Raw genomic sequence first — 23,452 nt, 5'->3', positions numbered from 1 at the left:
TTCATTGTTCGCCGATGCGGCGGATCAGCGGGATCGCGGCGGCGAGCGTGTCGATGTCTTCCAGATCGAGCTGCTCGATCGCGGCGCCGAGCCACTTGTGTTTCGCGGCGTTGCGCTTGAGCCGTGCATCGAGGCCGGCCGCGGTCAGCCGGAACAGGATCTGGCGGCCGTCGGTCGGATGCGGTTCGCGCTCGACGAGACCGTCTTCCTCGAGGCTTGCGAGTGTCGCCTTCATCGACTGCGGCTTCATCGCTTCAGCGCGCGCGAGGTCGGCGGTCGTCATCGGCCCGTGCCGTTCGAGGCGCGCGAGCGCGCTCGTCTGGGACATGCCGAGCCCCCCGGATTCGATCTCGGAGCGGAGCCGGCGGATCAGCTGGCCGACCGCGAGGGTCAGGTCAGCGGCGACGATGTCGGCGGAAACGCCGGGTTTGCGTGGCGGGTTCATGCGGCGGATCATATGACACGACAGTTAAACTTGCAAGTTTAACTGTCTAATTGTCCGCCGAATCGAGGTGCAGCGGGAGGGCGGTCATGCGCCGCGGACCGGGACCGGAACGACTTCGCTGTATCTCGGGGTCGCGTTCTCGTGCAGCAGGTCGCCGAGGTATTGCGCGAGTTCGTCGGCGGCGAGCGTCGGCGGAACATGCAGGTTGGCCGGGCGCCGTTTGCCTTCGGTGCCGAGATCGAACACGGCCCAGCGGCCATTCATGCGCACGACGGCCAGCAGCCGTCCGAATGCGTTGAAGCGGTATTCGTCCTGCATGGCATCGCTCCCGTAGGGTGAACGCGCCGGCCGCCCGTGTGCGCTTACCGGATCGAGCAGGACAGCCAGCGGTGGATCTTGATGGCATCGCTCGAGACGCCTGCGCGCGTCGGTGCGCCGAGCAGCACGACCGTTTCGCGGCGGCCTTTCACGCGCATGCGCATCACGACGCCGTGCCCCGACTCGTTGATGAAGCCGGTCTTCTGCAGCCGGATCGGCAGGCGGCGGTAGCGGACGAGCGGGTCGGAATTCACATACAGCAGCTCGCCGTCGCCTGGGCGCACGGTGGTCGACGTATCCGTCGAGAAATAGCGGATCAGCGGATCCTGCGCCGCCGCGCCGACGAGCTTCGCGAGATCCTCGGCCGTCGACACGTTGTGCGGCGACAGGCCGGTCGGCTCGCGGAAGTGCGTATGGCGCATGCCGAGCCGGCGCGCTTCGCGATTCATCGCCTTGACGAAGGCGGCGCGTCCGCCCGGATAGTCGCGGCTCAGCGCGGCGGCCGCGCGGTTTTCCGACGACATCAGCGCGATATGGAACATCTCGCGGCGCGACAGTTCCGAGCCGACCTGCAGGCGCGACCCGGTGAACTTGATCGTGTCGCGGTCGTGCGCGGTGACGCGCAGCACGCCGTTCAGCGGACGGTCCGCGTCACGCGCGACGACGGCCGTCATCAGCTTCGAGATCGACGCGATCGGCCGCACGGCGCGTGCGTTGCGCGCCAGCAGCGGCGTGCCGGAGTCGACGTCGAGCACGTAGGCCGCGCGTGAATGGAGGGAATTGACCGCGCGCGGGCTGTAGCCGCAACTCGCCATCAGGCGCGGCCTGGCGGCCGGGCGCGGGCGCACGGCGGTCGCGCGCTTGGAACGACGCTGCTGCGGGGCCGGTGCCGCGTGACGCTTGACTGCCTGGTGTTTCGCACGCGGGCGGCGATGCTTGACGGCCTTCTTGGTGCGCTGGGCCGGCTTCTTCTTGACGGTTTTCTTGACGGCTTTCGCCGGCGCATGAGCGTGCGCGGCGCGCGGCGGCGGGTTGCGTGGCGTGGACGACGCGTTTGTCGAGAAGGCGAGCACCAGCATCGACAGGGCGACGAGCAGGGTGGCTCGGGCAAAGGGCAGGCGCGCGATGAGGCCGGTCAAGCGAACGTCTCCTTTTCACGCGCGCTGAGGCTGCGTGGAATGTACGGGGGGCAGTGGGATGCGGAAAATTATACGGTCGATCGCGGGGCGATGATGATTGAAGGCGGGAAACGATGCGCGATTCGGTGAATGGCGCAGGCACTGTTCGGCGGGGTGACGCCTCTTTGCGTGGCGATTTGCGTCGATATGTCGCGCCTGCCTGACAAACGATGGAACAGCCGGCAAGATGTCGAGATCATTTTCAGGAGCGCACATGTCCAGCCGCCCGCACGCGTTACCCGTGCAGCCTTGCGTATCGATCGACAGCCTGTCCGCGACGGGGGAGCTGGTTGCCTGCAACGTCGGACCGGATGACGCGTTGTACATGGCGTTTGCGCTGGAGCCGCGCGATGACCGGACGCTATCGAGCGGTGGGTCGTTTGCGAAAATTGTGCCGTCGGCGTCGCAGCGGTATCGCGTGATTGCCTGGCAGGGCGGCGAGATTCGCCTGGACTGCGTGATCGATAGCGCGCCGTTCAATATTCACGACATCCAGCCTGTCGGCGACGATCTGCTGCTGGTTTGCTGCCGATCCGTCCGTCGCGGGGACGACGATTTCGACCTGAATGGCCGGTTCTATCGGCGCGACGGCACGCCGTGCGGCGCAATCCTGCTCGGCGACGGCATCGCGGCCGTGCAGGCCACGGCTGCCGGGGAAATCTGGACGTCCTATTTCGACGAGGGCGTATACGGCAATCTGGGCTGGGATTCGCCGGTCGGCGCGCCAGGGTTGATCGCATGGAGCCGGGCCGGCGAGAAGCGCTATGCGTTTGCTCCGTCGCCGGGGTTCGGGCCGATCGATTGCTGTTATGCGCTCAACGTTCCGGACGACCGGGACGCATGGATCTACTACTACAGCACATTCGCGCTCGCCCGCGTGCGCGACCGGCAAACCGTCTGGTCATCGCGCATGCCGGTCAGCGGCAGCCATGCGTTCGCGGTCATGGAGGATGTGACGCGGCCCGACGGATACGTGGCGCTGCTCTGCGGCTCGTATCAGGAACGTGACATGTTGTACCTGGTGCGTATCGATGGCGGTGGCGATGCTCGATTGGTGCGCACGTATCGTTTGCAGCGCGATGGTTCCGAACCGGTCGAGATCGCCCGAATGACTGGCCGCGGCCGCGTGCTTCATGCGGTCGCTACGGACGGCAACTGCTATCGCATCGATATCGCCGACCTGGCGCTCGGGTGAGGGCATCGCGCGTTTTGACGTCGCAACGGCGAGGGCACGCATGAAAAGCATGCACGGGCGCCGCGCGCCATTCAACGTGGCCAGTTCCGCCGCGACACCACCGCGAAGCTGAGCGCGATCGAGCCGGTCACGGGGCGCGGCGGCGCGTCGTTCATCGCGTTCATCGCGTCCACGGCATCGCCGAAACGAAAGCCGCGGCCACGGCCGCCAGCGCGTTCGGCACGCTCGACGCGTCCGGCACGACGTTTCGGCGCGCGCGGATCGGCTGTTGCGGCGCGCCCGTCGAGGGCGGCCGGCGCGCACGAAGCGTCGTCGGGCGGACATTCACTGACGAGATCAACGGACATGACGGGCGATTCCTGAAAGGGCATGTCCGTATTGAACGTCATCGCATTCGATCGGTAAAATGAATGTTTTGATCGTTGATATTCCTTTCAAGAATGGAATTGAAACTTCTGCGAACGTTCCTGACCGTCACCGAGCTGTGCCATTTCAGCCGCGCGGCCGATGCGCTGCACATGAGCCAGCCGGCACTGAGCAAGCAGATCGGCGCGCTCGAGACGAGCCTCGGCGGCAAGCTGTTCGAGCGCGGCCGGCATGGTGCGGAGCTCACCGCGTTCGGCGAGCGTTTCCTGCCCGATGCGCAGGCGCTGGTGCGCGATGCGGACGAGATTCTCGCTCGCGCGCGCGAGCTGTCGAGCGGGCAGCGCGGTCATTTGCGGCTGGGCATCTGCCTGTCGGTGCTGACGCTCGTGCCACGGCTCGTCGCGGAGTTTCGCAGCCGGAATCCTGGCATTGCCGTCACGCTGAGCGACCTGTCGTCTGCGGAGCAGACGCGCCGGTTGCGCGCGGGCAAGCTCGATGCCGGGTTCCTGCGCCTGCCGTCGGACGAAGGACTGTCGTCGTTCAAGGTGATCGACGAGGCGCTGGCGCTGGCGGTGCCGCCGCATCTCGGCCTGAAGCGCGTGCCGGCCGATCTCGGCACGCTCAACGAAATCGGCTTCATCGCGTTGCAGCGCGCACGCGGGCAAGGGTTGGCCGCGCAGGTCGACCGGTGGTGCGTCGAACGCCGCTTCGTGCCGCACGTGACGCAGCAGGCCGAAGATGTGCAGTCGGTGCTCGCATCGGTTGCGGCCGGCGCGGGCGTCGCGTTCATTCCGTCGCGTGCGCAATATCTGCTGCGTGACGCGACGGTATTGCCGCTCGACGGCAAGGACGCGAAGTGGCGCGTCGGGCTCGCATGGCTGTCGGGCCGCGACGATCCCGTCACCACACGCTTCGTGTCGTTCATGCGTGCCGCGATCAAGCATGCATGATGGACGAAGCGGTATAGTGTCCGCGGCCGGCGGCGGTCGCCCGATCGCGTGCCGGACGCCCGAACGACAGCCCCTGTCTTGCTCACCGACCGCAACCCATGACTTCAGCATCCGACGACTCCCCGCTCGATCCCGCACTCGTCGCGACGCTCGCGACGCTGAACGACGCCGCGAGCGATCCGGCCGGCAAGACCTGGTCGTTGCCCAAGATCGCGAAACGCACGCAACTGCCGATGAGCACGCTGCGCCGCGTGCTGACGCAGCTCGACGCCGCGGGCCTGAGCGTGACGACGCTGAACGAGGACGGCACCGGCAGCGCCGCGCTGACCGACGAAGGGCGCGCCGTGTGCGCGCAACTGTTCGGCGCGAACGACGCACAATGAAAAACGGGCCGCTGGGAAGCGGCCCGTCGTCTTGCTGCCGGGTATGCGGTTCGATATGGGTTATCGGCGTGTTACCACCGCACCGTCACGCCGCCCATCACGGAATGATCGTAGGTCTGGTCGTTCAGCCCACGCCGGTAGCCGATGTCGAGATCGAGCCACGGTTTCGGCGAATAGATCGCGCCCGCGATCACGAATGCAGGATTCGCACCGGTGCTGCTTGCCGTGTTGCGTGAAGTGCCGATGTCGGCCACGATCTGCAGCGTGTCGGTCACCTTGTAGATCGCCGCGCCCGACACGGCCCAGATCGATGTCAGGTCGCCCTGGCGATTCGGCTGGTACGTCATACCCGCATTCGCGAGGAACGAAAACCGCGCGACGTCGAGCTGCGCGAGCAGCGTTGCGCCGGCACCCACGCGGCCGGTGCCGAGCCCGCGCCGGTCGTTGCCGGTCGGCGTCGTCAGTTTCGGCTTCAGCGCGATCGACAGCGGGCCGCGTTCGACGAACCGCCATTTCATGCCGATCTCGACATCGCCGACCCCGGCGCCATTTTCGTCGGTGCGTGTCTGCAGATGCGTGTACGGCACGTTCACGTAGAGATCGGCGTGATCGCCGAACCCGCGCGTGAGCGTCGCGTTCCACAGCTGGTGACGGCCGTTTTCTTCCTGTTTCGAGGTTTCCTCGGCGTTGAACTCGAACTGCCAGTTCGCGTTGCCCTGCGTGCCCGTGTCGTCGCTGACGAGCGGATGGGTGGCGAGGGCGTCGAACGGCGCGAGGAGGGCGCTCGCGGCTGCGAGCGGAAGCATTCTTTTCATTGGATCACCTGTCGTGCGTGGCGAGCCGGCCGGCCCGCACAGGGGCGCGCGGGCCGGCCGGCTTCAGGAAATGGCGTTCAGAACCACTGCTTGTAGCGGCGCACGTAGATCGTCTTGACGATCTGCGCGAGCAGGATGTAGCCGACCATCGTCGCGGCGAGCCACGGCCAGAAGGTACCCGGCAGGTGCATGAAGCCGAGGGACTCCGCGAACGGCGAGAACGGCAGCCAGCAGCCGATCGCGATCGCGGTGAATGTCGACAGCAGCACCGGCAGCGCGGCCGTGCTCTGCAGGAACGGGATCTTCTGCGTGCGCAGCAGGTGTACGACGAGCGTCTGCGATACGAGGCTCTCGATGAACCAGCCCGAATTCATCACGATCTGGCCGCCGGTGCCGCCGTTCAGGTGATACATCGCACCCGCGCCGAACACGGTCCACATCAGGATGTACGTCGTGATGTCGAACACCGACGACGTCGGCCCGACCCACAGCATGAAGCGGCTGATGTTGCCGGCTTCCCACTTGCGCGGCTTCTTCAGGAACTCGGGATCCATCTTGTCCCACGGCAGCAGCATCTGCGACGTGTCGTAGATCAGGTTCAGCACGAGCAGCTGGGTCGCGAGCATCGGCTCCCACGGCAGGAAGGCGCTGGCGACGAGCACCGAGAACACGTTGCCGAAGTTCGAGCTCGCGGTCATGTTCAGGTACTTCAGGATGTTGCCGAACGTCTCGCGGCCCTTGATCACGCCTTCCTCGAGCACCATCAGGCTCTTTTCGAGCAGGATGATGTCGGCGGTTTCCTTCGCGATGTCGGCGCCGCTGTCGACCGAAATGCCGACGTCGGCGTCGCGCAGCGCGGGCGCGTCGTTGATGCCGTCGCCGAGGAAGCCGACCGTGTGGCCGTTCGCCTGCAGCGCCTTCACGATGCGCGCCTTCTGCAGCGGCGTGAGCTTCGCGAACACGGTCGTGCGTTCGACGACTTCCGCGAGCGTCGCGTCGTCGAGCGCTTCGATTTCCGTGCCGAGCATCGGCTTGCCGGGTTCGAGGCCGACCTGGCGGCACACCTTCATCGTGACGATCGGGTTGTCGCCCGTCAGCACCTTCACCGCGACGCCGTTTTCGCGCAGTGCGGCGAGCGCCGGCGCGGCAGACTCCTTCGGCGGATCGAGGAAGGTCAGGAAGCCGCGCACGACGAGGTCGTGTTCGTCGGCGGTGCGGTACTGCTGGCGCTCGTCGCCGCGCGGGATCGTGCGCGTCGCGAGCACGAGCACGCGGAAGCCGTCCTCGTTGTAGGCGCTGGCCTGTTCGAGCAGCCGCTTGCGCGCGACGAAGTCGAGCGGACGCACGCCGTCCTCGTCCTGCACGTGCGTGGAGACGGCCAGCATTTCCTCGACCGCACCCTTGCAGATCAGCAGGTGCGTGCCGCGCGTGTCCTCGACCACGACCGACAGGCGCCGGCGGACGAAGTCGAACGGCAGTTCGTCGATCTTCTTGTAGCCCTGCGGCTTCGCGCGCGCGCCGATTTCGTCGGCACGCGCGACGACCGCGATGTCGATCAGGTTCTTCTGGCCGCTCTGGTGGAAGCTGTTCAGCCAGCCGAGCCGCAGGATCTCCTCGTCCTTGTAGCCCGACAGGTCGAGATGATGTTCGAGGATGATCTTGTCCTGCGTGAGCGTGCCGGTCTTGTCGGTGCACAGCACGTCCATCGCGCCGAAGTTCTGCACCGAGTTCAGGCGCTTGACGACCACCTTGCGGCGCGCCATCGCCACCGCGCCGCGCGCGAGATTCGCGCTGACGATCATCGGCAGCATCTCGGGCGTGAGGCCCACGGCCACCGCGAGGGCGAACGTGAGCGCGCTCAGCCAGTCGCCCTTGGTCAGGCCGTTGATCATGAACACGATCGGCACCATCACGAACATGAACTTGATCAGCAGCCAGCTCACGCTCGCGACGCCGCGATCGAAGCTCGTCTCGATGCGCTTGTGGCTTACGACGTTGCGCGCGAGCGAGCCGAAGTAGGTTTCCTCGCCGGTCGCGACGACGACGGCAGTCGCCGTGCCGCTGACGACATTGGTGCCCATGAAGCAGACGTTCTCCAGATCGAGCGGCGATGCGGACGTATCGGTCGCAGCATCCGCCGCACGCGTGCTGGCGGATTTGCCGGCGACCGCGCCGAGCGTGTCGTACTTCTCGACGGGCAGCGCCTCGCCGGTCAGCACGGCCTGGCTGATGAACAGGTCGCGCGACGCGAGCAGGCGCACGTCGGCCGGGATCATGTCGCCGGCCGACAGGTGCACGATGTCGCCGGCCACGACTTCGCGCATCGGCACCTCACGCCGCGACGGTTCGGACGTGTCGGTTACCGCGCGCTGCACGGTCGCGGTCGTGCGGACCATCGCCTTCAGCTTCTCGGCGGCGCGCAGCGAACGGAATTCCTGCACGAAGCGCAGCAGCGCGCTGATCGTGACCATCGTCAGCAGGATCGTCATGCCGACGTAGTCGCGATCGTCGGGTGCCGCGAAATAGACATCGGTGAAGAAGCTGATGGCGGCCAGCACCAGCAGCACATAGACGAACGGGTTGTGGAACGAGAGCAGCAACTGGCGGGTCCAGTGCGGCGGCTTGTCGTGCGCGATTTCGTTCGGGCCGTAGTGCTGCAGGCGGTCGGCGGCCTGGTCGTAGGTGAGGCCGCGCGTGCTGGCGTTCAGCGACTTCAGCGTGTCTTCGAGCGGCCGGGCCGCTTCCTGCGCGGCGCGCATGATGTGCGGGTCGTTCTGCGGGCCGGCGCCGGCCTTGATAAAGCCGCGCTGTTTCTTTTGCGATGTGTTGTGTCGTGTTGTCATGAGTCGGTCCCTGCGCACGGGGCGGCGGGCGGGGAGCGACCGTGACGTTATCGACGCACGAGCGCTCCCTGCCGCGTCGCGTCAGGCGCGATCGGTTGTGGATCGGAGAAGGCGGGAACGCTCGCCGGCGCGTGCGGTGCGGCCGGAGGGGCGATGCGCAGCGTCGCACCGGCGAGCGATAATCGACTACTGTCGTCTGAGTTCATCTGCACTCCTGTCGGTTGCGAATGATCGGCACGGGCGATCGGCGGCGACGCACGCACGAAGGCGCGCGGCCGGACGGCACGCGAACGGAAGGCGCACGCAGCTGACGCTGCGCGCAACACGAATGCACACACGCGACGGCGTATCGCGTGCATTCGACAACAATGAAAATTCGGCGGGAGATCTGGCCAGTCAGGCCGGAAGGGCGCCGCATCCTGCTTCCCGGGATGCGGCAGAAGACGAGGCTCTGCGCGTTTTCCTCAGGCAGCAGTCAAGTTGGTCAAGGACCAACTACAACTCGCATCGGTGTTCACAGAACACTCCATGTAATTAGACGGGAGCGATGGTAATGGGTCGCTGTGCGAAGCGTCAACCCTTTTGTCAGTCGTTATTTCGAGAAACGTAATCGGGGCGATGCGCGATCGGAGCGACGCCGGAGCGCCCTCAATGAAACGGCCGCGCGCATGCGATATCGGCATGCGCGCGGCCGCGTCGAAGCAGGGTGGCGTTGCTTAGTTGGCTGACGCGACGGCGGCCCCTGCGTCGAGGATGCCCGAGCCCGCCGGCATCGCGGTGCACGACGTGCCGGCCGCCAGCTTGGTCGTGCGCGTGCCGCCCTGCAGCTTCTGCTGGATCTGCGCCGGCGTGAGGTTGCCGTTCACCGACAGCATCAGCGCGGCGACCCCCGTCACCTGCGGCGTTGCGAGACTGGTGCCGTTCGCGAGGCCATAGGTGTCCGAGCCCGGCGTCGTGGTGCCGGTATTCGACGTCGACAGGATGTTGACGCCCGGCGCGCTCAGCGCGACATCGGCGCCGAAGTTGCTGAACGATGCGCGGCGGCCCGTCGCGTCGGTTGCGCCGACGCTGATCACGCCACGGCAGTTCGCCGGCTGGTCGAGACCGGTCGACAGGCCGTCGTTGCCGGCCGCGACGACGACGGTTACGCCCTTCGCGGTCACGTCGTCGATCGCTTGCTGGAACGTCGTGCTGCACGCGCCGACGCCGCCGAGGCTCAGGTTGATGACCTTCGCGGGCGTCGGGTTGTTCGGGACGCCGTTGACCGGAATGCCGGCCGCCCAGCGCATCCCGTCCGCGATGTCGCTCGTCGTACCGCCGCACTTGCCGAGCACGCGCACCGGCAGGATTCGGCCGAGCCACGAGATGCCGGCGATGCCGGCGCCGTTGTTCGCGGTCGCGCCGATCACGCCCATCACGCGGGTGCCGTGCCAGCTGCTGTCGCTCGGCTGGGACGCGCAGTTATAGTACGGACCGTTCGCATTGCTGAGTTCCTGCTGCGTGACCCAGTCGCCCGGATCGGTTGCGTCGGGGCCGCGCGTCAGGCCATTGTTGCTGGTGTTGACGTTGCTGATGAAGCTGTAGCCGGGCAGCAGGTTGCCGACGAGGTCCGCATGCGGCCGGTAGCCGGTGTCGAGCACCGCCGTGACGACGGTCGGCGAACCCTTGGTCGTGCTCCATGCGGGCGGCAGGTCGATGCCCGCGGTCGGGTCGGACAGGTACCACTGCTGGCTGTAGAGCGGATCGCTCGGCGTGTCGCGGATCTGCATCGGGTGATCCGGTTCCGCGTAATCGACGTCCGAATCGGCTGCGAATGCCTGCGCGAGCGCGGCTGCGTCGGTGGCGGCCATGCGCTGCCCGAGCGACAGTACGGCAGCGCCGTTCGAGATCGTCCGTTCGACCTGTACGTTCACCGGCGTTTGCCCGACCGTGCTCGCATAGGCGCGTGCGCTGCCGGTAGCCGGTGCCGTCCAGCGTGTCATCGAGCGCTGGATCACCGCGTCGAGCCGCGTCCCGTTGTCGATGGCCGCCATCGCACGCGTGGCCGTCAGCGTCTTCAGCTTGACGATCAGGTGATCGATCGGCGCTTCGGCCGGCGCCGTCTGCGCGGCCATCTGCACGGCGGCCTGCTGCGTCGCGCATGCATTGTTGCCGGCCGTGGTGGGAGCGGGCGTCGGGGTGGTCGGAGCAGGCGTCGGAGCCGGCGCCGCGTTGGAGGAAGACGGATTGCTGCCGTCGCCGCCACCGCCGCCGCCGCAACCGGCGAGGGGCAGGAGGGCGGCGGCAGACAGCATGCCGGCTAGCATGCGCGCATGTGCGGAGCGCGCCAGCGCAAAATTGAATCGTTTGGCTCTCATGTTGAAACTCGATCCTCGTAGATAACCGTCGTGCCGGCGGTGGCGCTGATCCGGCTGACCCGGACCTTGTCTTTTTTGTCTGACGGTTGCGGCAAGGTTGCTGCGACGCGCCATGCACTGGGTAACGGCCTGCGTGGCGGCTTCTTGAGTGCGTTTCACGAGAAAAAACGGGGCGTGCGCAAACGATTACGTTGCTGCGCCGCAGCATGAACGCGTGTTTGGAACGTGTGGCACAGAAGAGGGGGTGAGCCTGTGCGCGGCCGATCGGGCGAAATGTGCGGCGCGGGCCGGTTTGCGCGGTACGGAAAACATCTTTCACGCCCTGGCTGCGGTGGAAGGTTGATTACGCTTTCCCTGATAGGGTGCGAATTTTGTCGGGCGTACGATCGCGATTCGATCAACGTTTCCTCAGGAGAAAAGCATGGATCGCCGCTTACGCTGGCTGGCCGTCGCGCTGTCCTGTGCGCTGGCGGGTAGCGCGCACGCGCAGGCCCTCACCGGCACGCTGAAGAAGATCAAGGACACGGGCGTCGTGTCGCTGGGCATTCGTGAATCGTCGGTGCCGTTCTCGTATTCGGACAACCAGCAGAAGAACATCGGTTATTCGCGCGACATCGCGTCGCGCATCATCGACCAACTCAAGACGGAACTGAACCTGCCGAATCTCGCGGTGAAGGAAATCCCGATCACGTCGCAGAACCGGATTCCGCTGCTGCAGAACGGGACGATCGATTTCGAATGCGGATCGACGACGAATACGCTCGAACGGCAGAAGCAGGCCGCGTTCTCGAACAGCATCTTTCTTTACGGCATCCGCTTCAGCACGCGCAAGGATTCGGGCGTGAAGGATTTCCCGGACCTGGCCGGTAAGACGGTTGCGACGACGGCCGGCACGTCGGACGAGCGCCTGCTGCGCAAGCTCAATGAAGAGAAGGCGATGAACATGACGATCATCAGCGCGAGGGATCACGCCGAAGCGTTCATGAACGTCACGACCGGGCGCGCGGTGGCATTCGTGATGGATGAGCCGCTGCTGTACGGCGAGATCGCGAAGGACCGCAACCCGGGCGCGTACACGGTGGCGGGCACACCGCTCGTCCATGAAAACTACGCGTGCATGATGCGCAGGGACGATCCGGCGTTCAAGCATGTCGTCGACGGCGTGATTGCGAAAATGCAGACGTCGGGTGCGGCCGAGAAGCTCTACAACCAGTGGTTCACGCAGCCGATTCCGCCGAAGGGCGTGAGCCTCAACTATCCGCTGTCGGCGGAGATGAAGCAGCTGTTCAGGAATCCGACGGATCAGGCGCAGTATTGACGGAATCGTTTCAATCGAGTGCAGGCCGGCATGACGAACATGCCGGCCGTGCGTTCGAACGCCACCGGCCCGGCAACCGGTGATGCGGCTCGCATCCGGCGGCGTGAGCGGGCTTCGCGCTGTTCAAGCCGGACGATGAAAGCCGCCTCTTGATCCTTCGCTGCGCGCGCCGCGTTGCCGGCGCCGTACCTCGCGGACATCCGTCCGGATCGCGTTCCCCCGCCTCTTTTTCCACTTTGCCCGCGCCGGTGCTCCGCGCCGACAGGCCGCGTGTGTGCGCGCATGCGGTGTCTGTCCGGTCGCGCCGGTTATCGCGTATACCCGGATTCAGATTTCAATTTGAACTGGTCAGAATCGGCCGAAATTGTTCAACAATTTTCGGCGAAAAATCCCGGGAAGCCCCATGCGGCGGCGTCCGGGAGGCGTTGCGGAATTTCAGCGCGGGAGCCGAACAACCCAGGAGTCTTGCGATGTCCGCTCGTTTTCCGCTTCGCCATTTCCTTCGCGGCGCGCTCGTGCCGCTGGCCCTCGCGTGCTCGTTCGCGTCGGCGGCTCCGCTGCAGACCGTCCGACCCGGCACCTTGCTGGTGGGCTCCGATCTCACGTATCCGCCTTATGCGTATCTGGAGGCCGGCAAGCCGGCCGGCTTCGACGCCGAGTTCTCGCGGATGCTGGCGCGCCACCTGAATCTCGAGCCGGTGTTTCTGGACACGCGGTTCCCGGACCTGATCCTCGGGATGAAGGCGCGCCGCTTCGACATCGTTGCGTCCGCGCTGTACGTGACGCCCGACCGCGTGAAGCAGGTCGATTTCGTCCCGTACCTGAAGACGGGGGCCTCGCTGCTGGTCGCGAAGGGCAGCACGTTCCTGCCCAGGACGCCGCAGGACCTGTGCGGCAAGCGGGTCGGCTCGATCAAGGGTGCATCGTGGACGCCGAAGCTGCGTGCGCTGTCGCAGGATGCGTGCAAGGCGACCGGACGCGGCGAGATCGCCATTCTCGAGTTCCCGACGTCGCCTGAAGCGACGTCCGCGCTGATGTCGAAGGCAGTCGACGTCCAGATCGAGGACGCAGCCGTGGCGCAGGGGATCCCGCGGCAGACGGGCGGGCGTGTCGAGATCGGCTCGACGACGCTGCTTTATCCGATCGTGATCGGCCTCGGGGTGACGAAGGGCGACAGCGGCCTGCTGGGCGCGCTCGAGGGCGCGCTGGGCGACGCAAGGCGCAGCGGCGAGTACGGCAGCCTCGTGAAGAAATACGGGCTGCAGGAGCCGACGCCCGCCGACGTCGCCGCCGCGCTCGGCACCCCGAAGTAGGCGCGCCGCAGGGCCCGAAGTACGCGTGACCCGATCATCGCGTGCCGAGCCGGCGCGCATCTCCGCACCGGCGTGCACGCTGCACGCCGGGCGGGGCATCACCCTGCGGGGTCGAGGAGTCTTCGATGCAGTTCGATTGGCACTATGCGTTTCAGTTGTTGGGGGACAAGGATTTCTGGCGCGCCTGCGTCGTGGTCGTCGAACTCAGCGTCGCGGCTTGGGTGCTCGGTGTGCTGCTCGGCTTCCCGCTGGCACTCGCGCGGCAATCGCACCGGCCGCTGTTGAAGCGGGCGGCGGCCGTCTACATCTGGTTTTTCCGCAGCCTGCCGCTGCTCGTGCTGCTGGTCTTCATCTACAACCTGCCGCAGGTCTTTCCGGCGACCAGCGCGGTCCTGTCCGATCCGTTCACGGCCGGCCTGATCGCGATGGTGCTGAGCGAGACCGCGTATTTCGCGGAGATCCATCGCGGCGGGATCCTGTCGGTGCCGCGCGGGCAGCTCGAAGCGGGGCGTGCGCTCGGCATTCGATTTACCGGCATCCAGCGGATGATCGTGATGCCGCAGGCGATCCGCATCGCGTTACCGGCGCTCGCGAACGAGTTCATCACGATCGTGAAGCTGACGTCGCTGGTGTCGGTGATCTCGCTCGCCGAGATCCTGCTCGTCGGGCAGCGGCTGTACACGCAGAATTTCCTCGTGTTCGAAACGATGCTGGCCGTCGCGTTCTACTACGTGTTGATCGTCACGGTGTTCAGCCGACTGCTCGGCTATCTCGAGCGGCACCTCGACGTCAGCCGCCGCGCACCCGCGCCGGCCGGCCACACGCTCGTCGAATTGCCGCTGTCGGCGCCGGCCGTCGCGCCGAGACCGCGCGCGAACGCCGAATTCGCGCTGCGCCTGAAGGGCGTGCAGCAGCGCTACGGGCGACACGAGGTGCTGAAGGACATCCATCTCGACGTCGTGCCGGGGCAAGTGGTGTCGATCATCGGCCCGTCCGGCTCTGGAAAGACGTCGCTGATTCGCACCGTCAACGGCCTTGCGCCGGTGAACGCGGGCGAGATCGACCTGTACGGCGAGCCGTTCATCCGGGCGTCGGGTTCGCATCCGCCGCGCGTCTCGAACGAGCGCATTCTCGATATCGGCATGGTGTTCCAGAGCTTCAACCTGTTTCCGCATCGCACCGCGCTGCAGAACGTGATGATGGCGCCGTGCTATCACCGCCAGGCCGACGAGGCGGCGATCCGGCTGCAGGCGCTGTCGCTGTTGTCGAAGGTCGGGATGCTGGAGCATGCGAACAAGTACCCGCATCAGTTGTCGGGCGGCCAGCAGCAGCGCGTCGCCATTGCGCGCGCGCTCGCGACGCGGCCGTCGATCATGCTGTTCGACGAACCGACGTCGGCGCTGGATCCCGAACTCGTCGGCGAAGTGCTGAAGGTCGTCGAAACGCTCGCGAAAGAGGGGATGACGATGATCATCGTCACGCACGAGATGAACTTCGCGTTCAAGGTATCCGATCGCATCGTATTCATGGAAAACGGCCGGATCCTGTACGACGTGCCGCCTGAACGGATTCGCGGCAGCGCCGATGAGCGCGTGCAGGACTTCCTGAAGCACGTTCACTTCGCATGACGAATGATCCGGGAGAAGCGGAAATGAATTCGGCGGATTTGCGTCACGGCGCTGCGATCGAACAGGCGTGCGTCGACCGGCTGCGCGCATGTCTCGCGCATGCCGACGCGTATCCCGACGACATCGAAACGGCGTGGCTGGCGCGTCGCGACGCCGCAGCGATGGCCGATGCGCACGCATGCGATGCGCCGCGGCGCGCCGGTGCGGCCGGCTTGCCGCTGGCCGGTGTCGTGCTGACGGTGAAGGCATGCTTCGATTGCGCGGGCTGGATTACGCATGCCGGTTCGCGCGTGCTTGCCGACGCGCCGCCGGCCGCCGTCGACGCGACGGCGGTGTCGGCATTGCGTGGTGCAGGAGCGGTGCTGGTTGCGCAGACGGCGATGACCGAGTTCGCGTACGGTGCGCTCGGCGTGAACCGCGCGTACGGGACGCCGACGACACCGCTCGATACGCGGCGCGAGCGCGTTGCCGGCGGATCGAGTTCGGGCGCGGCCGTGTCGGTCGCGCTTGGCGCGGCCGATCTGTCGCTGGGTTCCGATACGAGCGGCTCCGCACGCATTCCGGCGGCATTCTGCGGCGTGACCGGATTCAAGCCGTCGCGCGGACGTTATCCGGACGGCGGCATGCAGTTTCTGTCGACCAGCTTCGATGTACCGGGCCTGCTGGCCGCGACGGTCGACCTGTGCCGTCGCGCGGACGCAGTGCTGTGCGGTCGTGACGAACGGCGGCCGGCGCGCACGCCGGTGTCGGTTCGTGATCTGGATTTCATCGTGCCCGAGCCGTTCGCGACCGACGGTCTCGATCCCGTCGTTGCGCGGGCATTCGACGCGTGGCTGTCGCGGCTTTCCGCACACGGCGCGCGGATCAGGCGCAAGCGGCTCGACTGTGCGGCCGAGGCCGGTGCCGTCGCCCGTGCGGGCGGCATCATCGCGGCCGAAGCGTTCATGCTGCACCGTGCGCGGCTCGCGACGGCAGCGAACCGCTACGATCCGCTGGTCGGACCGCGCATTGCCGCGGGCGAGCAGGTGCGCGCACACGATTATGCGGCCGCGCTGCTGCGTCTCGCCGCAATGGCCGACACCTACGATGCCGAACTCGGCGATGCGGATGCGGTGCTGACGCCAACGGTGCCGATGCTGCCGCCGCGCATGACCGATCTCGCCGACGAAGCCGCGTACCTCGAGCAGAACGGGCGTGCGTTCCGGTTGACCGAATTCGCGAATCGGCTCGACCTGCCGAGCATCAGCCTGCCCGGCGACCTGCACGATCGACAGCCGGTCGGCCTGCTGATCACCGGGCGCCGCGGTATGGACGCGCGGCTGTTCGATATCGCCGCGGCGGTCGAGCGCGCGCTTGCCGATTCCGCATGACCTGCTTTCCGGCGACAAGGCTTGCCTTGTCATTGTTCATCGACGCTATTAAGGAAAACTCATGATTGTCGTAAGATCGGGCGATATCGCCAATACCGAACGCCACGCACGCGGTCCGGGCTGGGACAGCAAGCGCATGATCGTCAAACAGGACGGCGTCGGCTACTCGGTTCACGAGACGTCTGTTCACGAAGGCGCGGAACTGCATCTGCACTACAAGAACCATTTCGAAACCAACTATTGCGTGGCGGGAGAGGGGGAAGTCGTCGATACGGCGACGGGCGACGTACACCGGATCGCGCCCGGAACGATCTACGCACTGAACCTGAACGATCCGCATATCCTGCGCGCGACGCGCGGCGATCTGCATCTCGTGTGCGTGTTCAACCCGCCGCTCACGGGGCTCGAAACGCACCGGGAAGACGGCAGTTATGCGCTGCCGGAGGACGAGCGCGCCTGACGGCGCGCGACGGCCGCGCGATGCTTACGCGGCCTCGCGCTGGCTGCGCTTGATCGCTTCGACGAGCATCCGCTCGGAATCGTCGAGATAGCGTGCCAGCGTGGTGACGGCCTCGCTGCGACGGTTCTGCGTGAGCAGGTCGTAGATCTGGTATTCGCGCTGGATCCAGTCGGGCGTCTGTACGCGCCGCTCGTCGGGGTCGGCGGCAAAGACGAGGCGCAGCTGGGCCGAGATGGTTCGGAAGAACTCGTCGAGCAGCGCCGATTTCTGCAGCGCGACAATATGCTGATGAAACCGCAAGCTGTGCGTGCCGACGGCCTGCCAGTTCTGCTTGTCGAGTTCGCGCTCGGCCGCACGGATCGCGGCCTGCATTTTCTCGAGCAGCGCTGGCTGAGCGAGTTCGGCGGTGTTCAGCGCATGCAGTTCGAGCGTGCGGCGCGCGACGTAGAGATCGCGCACGTCCTGGCGGTTGAGCGTGCGCACGACGACGCCCTTGTGCCGCACGAACGTGACGAGCCCTTCACGGCCGAGCTGGTGCAGCACTTCGCGCAGCGAATTGCGCGACGTGTCGTATTCGGCGGCAAGGTCCATTTCGATCAGTGCAGTGCCGGGCGGCAACTTGCCGCTGATGATGTGCTCGCGTAGTTGATGGCTGATTCGGTCAGAGACCGACTGTCCTCTCGCTTTTTCGCTTGCCATGCCGTTCGTTCGCTCCTCTCCTGATCGTGCGCCGCCGGCGTGGCGGCCGGCGGTGTTTCGCCATTCTACGGGCTGCGGCGCGCGTTACGCCGTCTTGTCGCGCTGCCAGTCGGCCTGCGGCGGCTGCATCCCGTGCTGGCCGCGATACGGCGCGACCGACGGCGACGACCAACCTTCGAGCAGGCTCGGGGCGAGCCGGTAGACCTCGACGCCGAGCGGCCGGCACACGTCGATCGGGTCGCGCGCGTCGGGGCCCCACATCGGCACCGACAGGTCGCCGCCGGGGCAGGTGGACATCGCGCACAGCAGGTCGATTTCCGCGAAGAATTCGAGATAGTCGCCCGGTTTCGCTGGGCATGCCTTCATGAAGTATTTGTCGTCGCTGTTCAGGCCCGTGCACTGGAACACGTTGAGCACGTCGTGCACGTCGAATTCGGTCAGCCCGTACGGCGCGACGGCGCGGACGAGGTTCGAGTGGCAGTGGAAATGAAAATCCTCGCCGGTCAGCAGCTTGTTCACGTACGGGTCGCAGCGTGTGCCGAGCAGGTCGTGGACGCGGCCGCCGTCGCTGTCGACGCCATAGTCGGCAAGCGTGTCGTCGGTGATCGTCGCCATCGGGCGCAGGTACGGCAGTGTCGACCAGAGCCGGTCGAACGTGCTCACGTGCGCGGCCTGCAATTGCCGGGTGCGCGACGCCCACATGCGTTCGCGCGGATTGTGCAGGTTCCACATGTTGAAGTCGGCGACCTGCGGACCTTCCAGGGTGACGATGCGGAACACGTGGCCGGCCGGGACCGTCCATGCGAAGCCGCTGCGGATCGGCACGACATGCGACTCGATGCGTTCGCGCGCGTCCTGGCGTCGGGCGATCGCGGAATAAAAGGCAGTGTCGACGTTCAGGACGGAGCCCTTGGTGACCTGGTAGGCAGCGGGATAGTTCGACATGACGCGGTACTCTCGGGGAAGTTGGCAGGCGCGACGATCCGGCTGGAATCCTTTGTGCTGGCCGGTCAGGCGTCGATTTCAACAATTAATTGTTCAACAATTTATCGACGCTTCGAGGAGTATAGAGGGAAGGCGGGGAGGGGTGTCAATGGGTGGAAAGTACGGAGGAGCCGGCGTTTCGATCCGCTCTGGAGCGGGCCGGCAGCGCGCGTTCGCCGGGACGGGAAACGCGCGGGAGGCGCGCGACCGGCAATAAAAAACCGCCGGCGTGTGCCGGCGGTTTCGGTATCGCTGTCAGTCGCTCGCTCGCTCGCGCGACGCAGCGTTGCGTCAGGCCTTGATTTCAGGTCCACGCGCGGCCGGCCGGGCCGGCGTGTCCGTTGCGGGCGCAGGCGCCACCGACCGCGTGGACGGCTGCGCCGGCACGATGACGAGCACCGGCTCGGGCATTGCCCACGGCGGCATCGCGAACCCGACCGGCTGCGGCGCCGACATCCCGAATGCGTTGGCGAGCGCGACGTGCTGGAGCGCCATCATCTGCTGCTGCATGGCGACCATCTGCGCCTGGGCCGCCTGCATCTGGTACTGCGCGGCCTGCATCTGCCGAAGCGCCGCGGCCGGCGGCATGCCGCCCGACGACGACGTCTGCATCTCGAAGCTCGCGCCGCCTTGCGGACTCTGCCAGCGCCACGTGCTGACCTTCATCGGGCCGACGGCCGTCTGTACCACGCGTGTTTCGGCTTTCACGGGCACGGCCTGCCCGTTGACGTTGACGAATATCGGCTGGGCAACGGCGGCGCCGGTCTGCCCGGCCAGCGCGAACACGGGCGCGAGCGCCAGTGTGCCCGCCGCCATGAACGAACGGAATCGCATCTTCATATCTCCATCAAACAAGACTGATCGAAGCAATAATGAACGAATCGTGCGGCTCGCGGAGAGAGCCATCGGCGACTATGCGGGGGCCGGCTTAAACCAGAATTAAAGTGGGGCGAGGCCGCCGGTGTCGTGCCGACAGCGGATTCCCGGCCATCCCGCAACCGGCATTCAACCTCGCCCGTGCCAGGGGAATCCGGCCGCGCGACCCGACAACAGGCACAATACGGAATTCGCCACGTCGCACGCACGTTCGCAATTCGAACATCACACGGCTGCGTCACCGCTGCCTGAATCCTTCCCGGTCGTCATGAACGCCACACCCACTGCCGCGCGCGAGTCGAATTCGCCGCGTTTCCTGTTGTTCCTGATCTGCCTGTTCGCGTCCGCCGGCCAGCTCGCGATCGACATCTACGTGCCCGCGCTGCCCGACATGGCACGTTCGTTCGCGACCACGCCCCAGGCGATCCAGTCGAGCGTGTCCGGCTACATGGCGGCCTATGCGCTCGGCCAGCTCATCTTCGGGCCGATCGCCGATGCATACGGGCGCAAGCGCGTACTCGCGTTCGGGCTCGTGATCTACACGATCGGCTGCCTGCTGTCGCTCGGCGCGCAGAACCTGGAGACGTTCGTGCTGGCGCGCTGCCTGCAAGGCTTCGGGATCGCGACCACCAACCTGCTCGCGAAGGCGATCATCACCGATTCGTTCTCCGGCCAGGCGCTGATGCACGCGTTTACGTACATGTCGATCGCGTGGGGGCTCGCGCCGATCGTTGCGCCGGTGATCGGCGCGCACCTGCAGGAATGGTTCGGCTGGCGCGCGTGCCTCGTGTTCCTGCTGGTGTACTCGCTGGTGATGTGGGCGCTGCTGTGGCGTTACCGCGAAACCTTGCCGAAACCGGTGCATCTCGAGCCGCGCACGCTGATGACGAACGCGGGCAAGGTGCTGGCGAGCCCGGTGTTCCAGAGCTGCTTCCTGGCACAAGGGCTGTGCTACAGCATCCTGCTCGTGTTCAACATCGTCGGGCCGTTCATGGTGCAGACCACGCTGCACAAGCCGCCGACCTTCTTCGGCTATCTCGCGCTCGGGATCGGGCTGATGTATTTCCTCGGCGGCCTGTCGAACCGGATTCACGGGCCCGGGCTGCCGAGCGCCGAGCAACGGCTGCGCATCGGCGCGCGCGTGATGGCAGGCGCGTCGGTCGCGATGCTGGTGCTGGCGCTGACCGTCGGGCTGCGCGTCTGGACGCTGGCGATGCCGGTGCTCGTGATGGGCTTCTGCGCGGGCGCGATGTACCCGACGCTGATGGCCAAGGGCAACTCGCTGTTTCCGCATATCGCCGGCCTGACGAGCGCGATCCTCGGATGCGCGCTGCTGCTGGTGTCGTCCGCGATGATGGGGCTGGCCGGTTTCGTGTCGATTCATGTGCTGACGCCGCTCGCGGTGTTCTTCGTCGCGCTGTCGTGCATCGTCGTGTGGATGGTCACCAAGCTGCTGCGGTACCTGTCGCAGCAACAGGCCCAGGCCGCGCCCGTCGTGTGCGGGCGCGAAGAAGCCGCGTAAGTGCCGCCTGTCGACCGACCCATGAGCCCGATCGTGCTGAACCGCGTCGCGCGAACCGACGCCGCCGACCTGATCGCCGCCAATCGCGCGAGCCGGACTCACCATCTGCCGTGGGTCGACTCGTTCACCGACCAGGCGGGTTTCGACCAGTGGTTCGCCCGCTGCCTGACGGGGCCGAACGTCGGCCTCGTCGCGCGCGAGCGTACGTCAGGGGCGGTGGTCGGCGTGGTGAACCTCAACGAGATCGTGGGCGGCGTGTTCCAGAGCGCGTATCTCGGGTACTACGGCATGGCGGCGTTCAGCCGCAAGGGGCTGATGACCGAGGCCATGCGCGCGGCGATCGGCATCGCGTTTGGCGAACTCGGGCTGCATCGGCTCGAAGCGAACATCCAGCCCGGCAACCACGCGTCGATTGCGCTGGTTCGGCGGCTCGGTTTCAAGAAAGAAGGATTTTCGCCGCGCTATCTGCGCATCGGCGGCGAATGGCGCGACCACGAACGGTGGGCGCTGCTGGCCGACAGTGAGCCCGAAGCGCACACCTGACGCCCGCTACCGGGCGAACTTCTTCCCGCCACCGGCCGCTTACAGCGGATGCGCCGCGCCGGCCTGCGTCAGCAGCGACACGGCAGCCGGATCCGGCATCCCGTTGGAGTCGATCGCGCCGGCTTTCGCGAGCGCGACGAGATCGCCGTCGACACCCGGCTGCCCGACCGTGAACGACGTGGTCAGGAAGGCCGGTGCCGCGAGCGTGACCGAATAGCGCTGCTGCAGGTTCGTGACCACGGCCGATTGCGCGGCCTGCACGGTGCTCGAGCTGTTCATCGCCTGCTGATAGCGCGGATTACCCTGGAAATTGCCGATCAGTGTGGCCGTGTTCGTGCCGAGCTGGGCGGCGAGATAGACCAGCATCAGCTCGGTCTCGGGGGTTGTATTGAACGTGCCGCCCGCGTACGCGAGCGAATGCAGGCTCGTGCCGCCCGATGTCACGGTGATCGCGCACGGCAGCGCGGCATTGACCGTTACACTGTAGTTGCCTCCGCCATCTGTCAGCGTTGTCGCCGAACCCGTCACGCAACTGACCGTCACCTGCGCGCTGGCGAGAGCGTCGCCCGTCGCGGCCGTGCCCGAGATCGCGACGGTCTGCGTGTTGTTATTGAAGCAGACATCCACGCCGAAGCAGGCATCGCCGTTGCAAGCCTGCAGCGTCGCGAGGGTGGCGAGGCAGAGCGTGCCCAGCGCGGGGCGGATGAAACGCCTGGGGGGAGTGTTCATGGTCGCTGGCCTTGAGGAGAGTGGGGCAACCGGTCGGCGCCGAAGGTGCGGCGCCGTTCATATTCTAGGTCCCGAATCGGGGCGCTGCTTGCCCGTTTGGCTCGTCAGGCCTGCCTGCGACCGGGAGCGACCTGCCGTCGAGCGTGTCGTGCGCCGTCCTGCTCTGGCGGTTACGCGCGTCAGTTGCGCGGCGGACGAGCCGGCGCCATCACGTAGGCGAGCAACAGGCTCAGTACCATGCTGAGCACGAGCGTGTGCCAATGGCCGATCAGCAACTGCTGATAGTGCTTGCCCATATCCGGCGTGATCTACCAGCACGTCATGGGATGCAACCGGGCTTGGTGACACTCCAGGATGCCGCCATGCAGATAGGCATCCCACAGTGCATCGCCTGAATACAGCCCCAGGAAGAGCGGGACGATCTGTACGCCGTACTGGAGCAGCTTCCCCTCGGTTTCGGTTGTCATTCTGGTCGACTCCGGAATTGGCCTGCGTCGGTTTGTCGTCTGTGTCCGAATGCATCGTGTGCTCGATATTGTCGACCGAATCCATCGCGGCGCAGAATGGCTTGCGGCTTGAGAGGACCGTTCGGAAAGTCAGGTGGAAACGGCCTGGAGCGAAGAAAAAGCGGCGACCGATAAAGGTATCCGGCTTCACTGCAATCACGGTAAGGCAAGCACCGGGGAAATGATGAGCAAGATCAGCTGTCTATGCGGAAACACAATTCGGGACAACACCGATTCGCTGCCTTACAAGGCAAGGATTCTCAAGGATACGGCGTACGGACCGTTTTTCGACTGGCTGGTGAGTGAGGTGCAAAGCTACGTCGTGGCCGTGGAGCAGGGCGAGACGTCTGATTGGCTCGTGAGTCGCGGTTATTCCAGCGACTACATCGGCTTGCAACTCGATCATGGCAACGTGCTTCACGACCATCTGCACACGCGCCTTCACGGTCTTGAAAGAACCGCGTACGAATGCACCGCGTGCGGCCGGCTGCTGATCGAAACCGCGGAAGACAACCGTTTTGAAACGTATGCGCCGGCATCGGGGAGATATGGCGGCATATTGAAATGACGAGCCCCGGAAGTCGGCCGGAAACCTTTCAGTTCCTTTCGCAATTGGTTATGCTGCGGGACGATTAAAAACGACGAGAGAATGCG

General features: G+C 66.0%; 23 protein-coding genes. 11 read left to right on the top strand and 12 right to left on the bottom strand.

What is annotated here, in order from left to right:
- Window position 1: 1 nt before the first annotated feature.
- The 3 genes from LGN17_RS16300 to LGN17_RS16290 form a co-directional block, all read right to left on the bottom strand.
- Window positions 2-457: a MarR family winged helix-turn-helix transcriptional regulator gene (locus tag LGN17_RS16300; protein WP_226197710.1), complete on the bottom strand. Its 456-nt coding sequence runs from the start codon at window positions 455-457 to the stop codon at window positions 2-4.
- 72 nt (window positions 458-529) lie between these two features.
- Window positions 530-763: a hypothetical protein gene (locus tag LGN17_RS16295; RefSeq protein ID WP_226197709.1), complete on the bottom strand. Its 234-nt coding sequence runs from the start codon at window positions 761-763 to the stop codon at window positions 530-532.
- A 44-nt stretch (window positions 764-807) separates the two neighbouring features.
- Window positions 808-1,902 carry a serine hydrolase gene (locus tag LGN17_RS16290; protein WP_226197708.1) on the bottom strand — a complete coding sequence of 365 codons (1,095 nt, stop codon included), beginning with the start codon at window positions 1,900-1,902 and terminating at the stop codon, window positions 808-810.
- A 253-nt stretch (window positions 1,903-2,155) separates the two neighbouring features.
- On the opposite strand from LGN17_RS16290, the gene LGN17_RS16285 reads away from it, so the two are divergent.
- Window positions 2,156-3,136: a hypothetical protein gene (locus tag LGN17_RS16285; protein WP_226197707.1), complete on the top strand. Its 981-nt coding sequence runs from the start codon at window positions 2,156-2,158 to the stop codon at window positions 3,134-3,136.
- Window positions 3,137-3,207: 71 nt separating this feature from the next.
- Here LGN17_RS16285 and LGN17_RS16280 read toward each other — a convergent pair whose 3' ends face one another.
- Window positions 3,208-3,525 carry a hypothetical protein gene (locus LGN17_RS16280; protein WP_226197706.1) on the bottom strand — a complete coding sequence of 106 codons (318 nt, stop codon included), beginning with the start codon at window positions 3,523-3,525 and terminating at the stop codon, window positions 3,208-3,210.
- A 51-nt stretch (window positions 3,526-3,576) separates the two neighbouring features.
- Here LGN17_RS16280 and LGN17_RS16275 point away from each other — a divergent pair, with 51 nt between their 5' ends.
- Window positions 3,577-4,452 carry a LysR family transcriptional regulator gene (locus LGN17_RS16275; RefSeq protein WP_226197705.1) on the top strand — a complete coding sequence of 292 codons (876 nt, stop codon included), beginning with the start codon at window positions 3,577-3,579 and terminating at the stop codon, window positions 4,450-4,452.
- Window positions 4,453-4,550: 98 nt separating this feature from the next.
- Window positions 4,551-4,835, top strand: coding sequence for a transcriptional regulator (locus LGN17_RS16270; protein ID WP_226197704.1), 285 nt, complete (start codon window positions 4,551-4,553; stop codon window positions 4,833-4,835).
- Between the two features lie 71 nt (window positions 4,836-4,906).
- Here the strand turns inward: LGN17_RS16270 and LGN17_RS16265 are convergent, their stop codons facing one another.
- The 3 genes from LGN17_RS16265 to LGN17_RS16255 form a co-directional block, all read right to left on the bottom strand.
- Window positions 4,907-5,650 (bottom strand): transporter, encoded by a 744-nt coding sequence (locus LGN17_RS16265; RefSeq protein WP_226197703.1) that lies wholly within the window; start codon window positions 5,648-5,650, stop codon window positions 4,907-4,909.
- A gap of 77 nt (window positions 5,651-5,727) precedes the next feature.
- Entirely contained in the window at window positions 5,728-8,493 is a 2,766-nt protein-coding gene (mgtA, locus tag LGN17_RS16260) for a magnesium-translocating P-type ATPase (RefSeq protein ID WP_226197702.1), read from the bottom strand.
- Between the two features lie 716 nt (window positions 8,494-9,209).
- Entirely contained in the window at window positions 9,210-10,850 is a 1,641-nt protein-coding gene (locus LGN17_RS16255; protein ID WP_226197701.1) for a S8 family peptidase, read from the bottom strand.
- Window positions 10,851-11,271: 421 nt separating this feature from the next.
- Here LGN17_RS16255 and LGN17_RS16250 point away from each other — a divergent pair, with 421 nt between their 5' ends.
- The 5 genes from LGN17_RS16250 to LGN17_RS16230 all read left to right on the top strand — a co-directional run bounded on the left by LGN17_RS16250 (window position 11,272) and on the right by LGN17_RS16230 (window position 16,939).
- On the top strand, window positions 11,272-12,168 hold the full coding sequence (locus LGN17_RS16250) for a glutamate/aspartate ABC transporter substrate-binding protein (RefSeq protein WP_226197700.1): 897 nt from the start codon (window positions 11,272-11,274) through the stop codon (window positions 12,166-12,168).
- A 470-nt stretch (window positions 12,169-12,638) separates the two neighbouring features.
- Window positions 12,639-13,481, top strand: coding sequence for an ABC transporter substrate-binding protein (locus tag LGN17_RS16245; protein ID WP_226197699.1), 843 nt, complete (start codon window positions 12,639-12,641; stop codon window positions 13,479-13,481).
- A 125-nt stretch (window positions 13,482-13,606) separates the two neighbouring features.
- On the top strand, window positions 13,607-15,109 hold the full coding sequence (locus tag LGN17_RS16240) for an amino acid ABC transporter permease/ATP-binding protein (RefSeq protein ID WP_226197698.1): 1,503 nt from the start codon (window positions 13,607-13,609) through the stop codon (window positions 15,107-15,109).
- Between the two features lie 23 nt (window positions 15,110-15,132).
- Window positions 15,133-16,479 (top strand): amidase family protein, encoded by a 1,347-nt coding sequence (locus LGN17_RS16235; RefSeq protein ID WP_226197697.1) that lies wholly within the window; start codon window positions 15,133-15,135, stop codon window positions 16,477-16,479.
- 61 nt (window positions 16,480-16,540) lie between these two features.
- A complete protein-coding gene (locus LGN17_RS16230; protein WP_226197696.1) occupies window positions 16,541-16,939 on the top strand; it encodes an ectoine synthase in 399 nt (132 codons plus the stop codon).
- Window positions 16,940-16,963: 24 nt separating this feature from the next.
- Here the strand turns inward: LGN17_RS16230 and LGN17_RS16225 are convergent, their stop codons facing one another.
- The 3 genes from LGN17_RS16225 to LGN17_RS16215 all read right to left on the bottom strand — a co-directional run bounded on the left by LGN17_RS16225 (window position 16,964) and on the right by LGN17_RS16215 (window position 19,456).
- Window positions 16,964-17,638 carry a GntR family transcriptional regulator gene (locus LGN17_RS16225; RefSeq protein WP_226197695.1) on the bottom strand — a complete coding sequence of 225 codons (675 nt, stop codon included), beginning with the start codon at window positions 17,636-17,638 and terminating at the stop codon, window positions 16,964-16,966.
- Window positions 17,639-17,722: 84 nt separating this feature from the next.
- Window positions 17,723-18,583, bottom strand: coding sequence for an urea carboxylase-associated family protein (locus tag LGN17_RS16220; RefSeq protein WP_226197694.1), 861 nt, complete (start codon window positions 18,581-18,583; stop codon window positions 17,723-17,725).
- 330 nt (window positions 18,584-18,913) lie between these two features.
- Window positions 18,914-19,456: a hypothetical protein gene (locus tag LGN17_RS16215; RefSeq protein WP_226197693.1), complete on the bottom strand. Its 543-nt coding sequence runs from the start codon at window positions 19,454-19,456 to the stop codon at window positions 18,914-18,916.
- A 310-nt stretch (window positions 19,457-19,766) separates the two neighbouring features.
- Here LGN17_RS16215 and LGN17_RS16210 point away from each other — a divergent pair, with 310 nt between their 5' ends.
- Entirely contained in the window at window positions 19,767-21,020 is a 1,254-nt protein-coding gene (locus LGN17_RS16210; protein WP_226197692.1) for a multidrug effflux MFS transporter, read from the top strand.
- A gap of 21 nt (window positions 21,021-21,041) precedes the next feature.
- A complete protein-coding gene (locus LGN17_RS16205; RefSeq protein ID WP_226197691.1) occupies window positions 21,042-21,563 on the top strand; it encodes a GNAT family N-acetyltransferase in 522 nt (173 codons plus the stop codon).
- Between the two features lie 39 nt (window positions 21,564-21,602).
- On the opposite strand, the gene LGN17_RS16200 is transcribed toward LGN17_RS16205, so the two are convergent.
- Both LGN17_RS16200 and LGN17_RS16195 read right to left on the bottom strand, forming a co-directional pair.
- On the bottom strand, window positions 21,603-22,292 hold the full coding sequence (locus tag LGN17_RS16200) for a hypothetical protein (protein WP_226197690.1): 690 nt from the start codon (window positions 22,290-22,292) through the stop codon (window positions 21,603-21,605).
- 308 nt (window positions 22,293-22,600) lie between these two features.
- The gene (locus LGN17_RS16195) at window positions 22,601-22,759 is read right to left on the bottom strand and encodes a hypothetical protein (RefSeq protein ID WP_226197689.1); all 159 of its coding nucleotides are present in this window, start codon (window positions 22,757-22,759) and stop codon (window positions 22,601-22,603) included.
- A 133-nt stretch (window positions 22,760-22,892) separates the two neighbouring features.
- On the opposite strand from LGN17_RS16195, the gene LGN17_RS16190 reads away from it, so the two are divergent.
- A complete protein-coding gene (locus tag LGN17_RS16190; protein WP_226197688.1) occupies window positions 22,893-23,366 on the top strand; it encodes a hypothetical protein in 474 nt (157 codons plus the stop codon).
- Window positions 23,367-23,452: the final 86 nt, after the last annotated feature.

It is taken from the genome of Burkholderia sp. AU30280, from assembly GCF_020420125.1.
In the GTDB taxonomy this organism is placed as follows: Bacteria; Pseudomonadota; Gammaproteobacteria; order Burkholderiales; family Burkholderiaceae; genus Burkholderia.
This window is presented reverse-complemented; position numbering and strand designations above follow the sequence as displayed.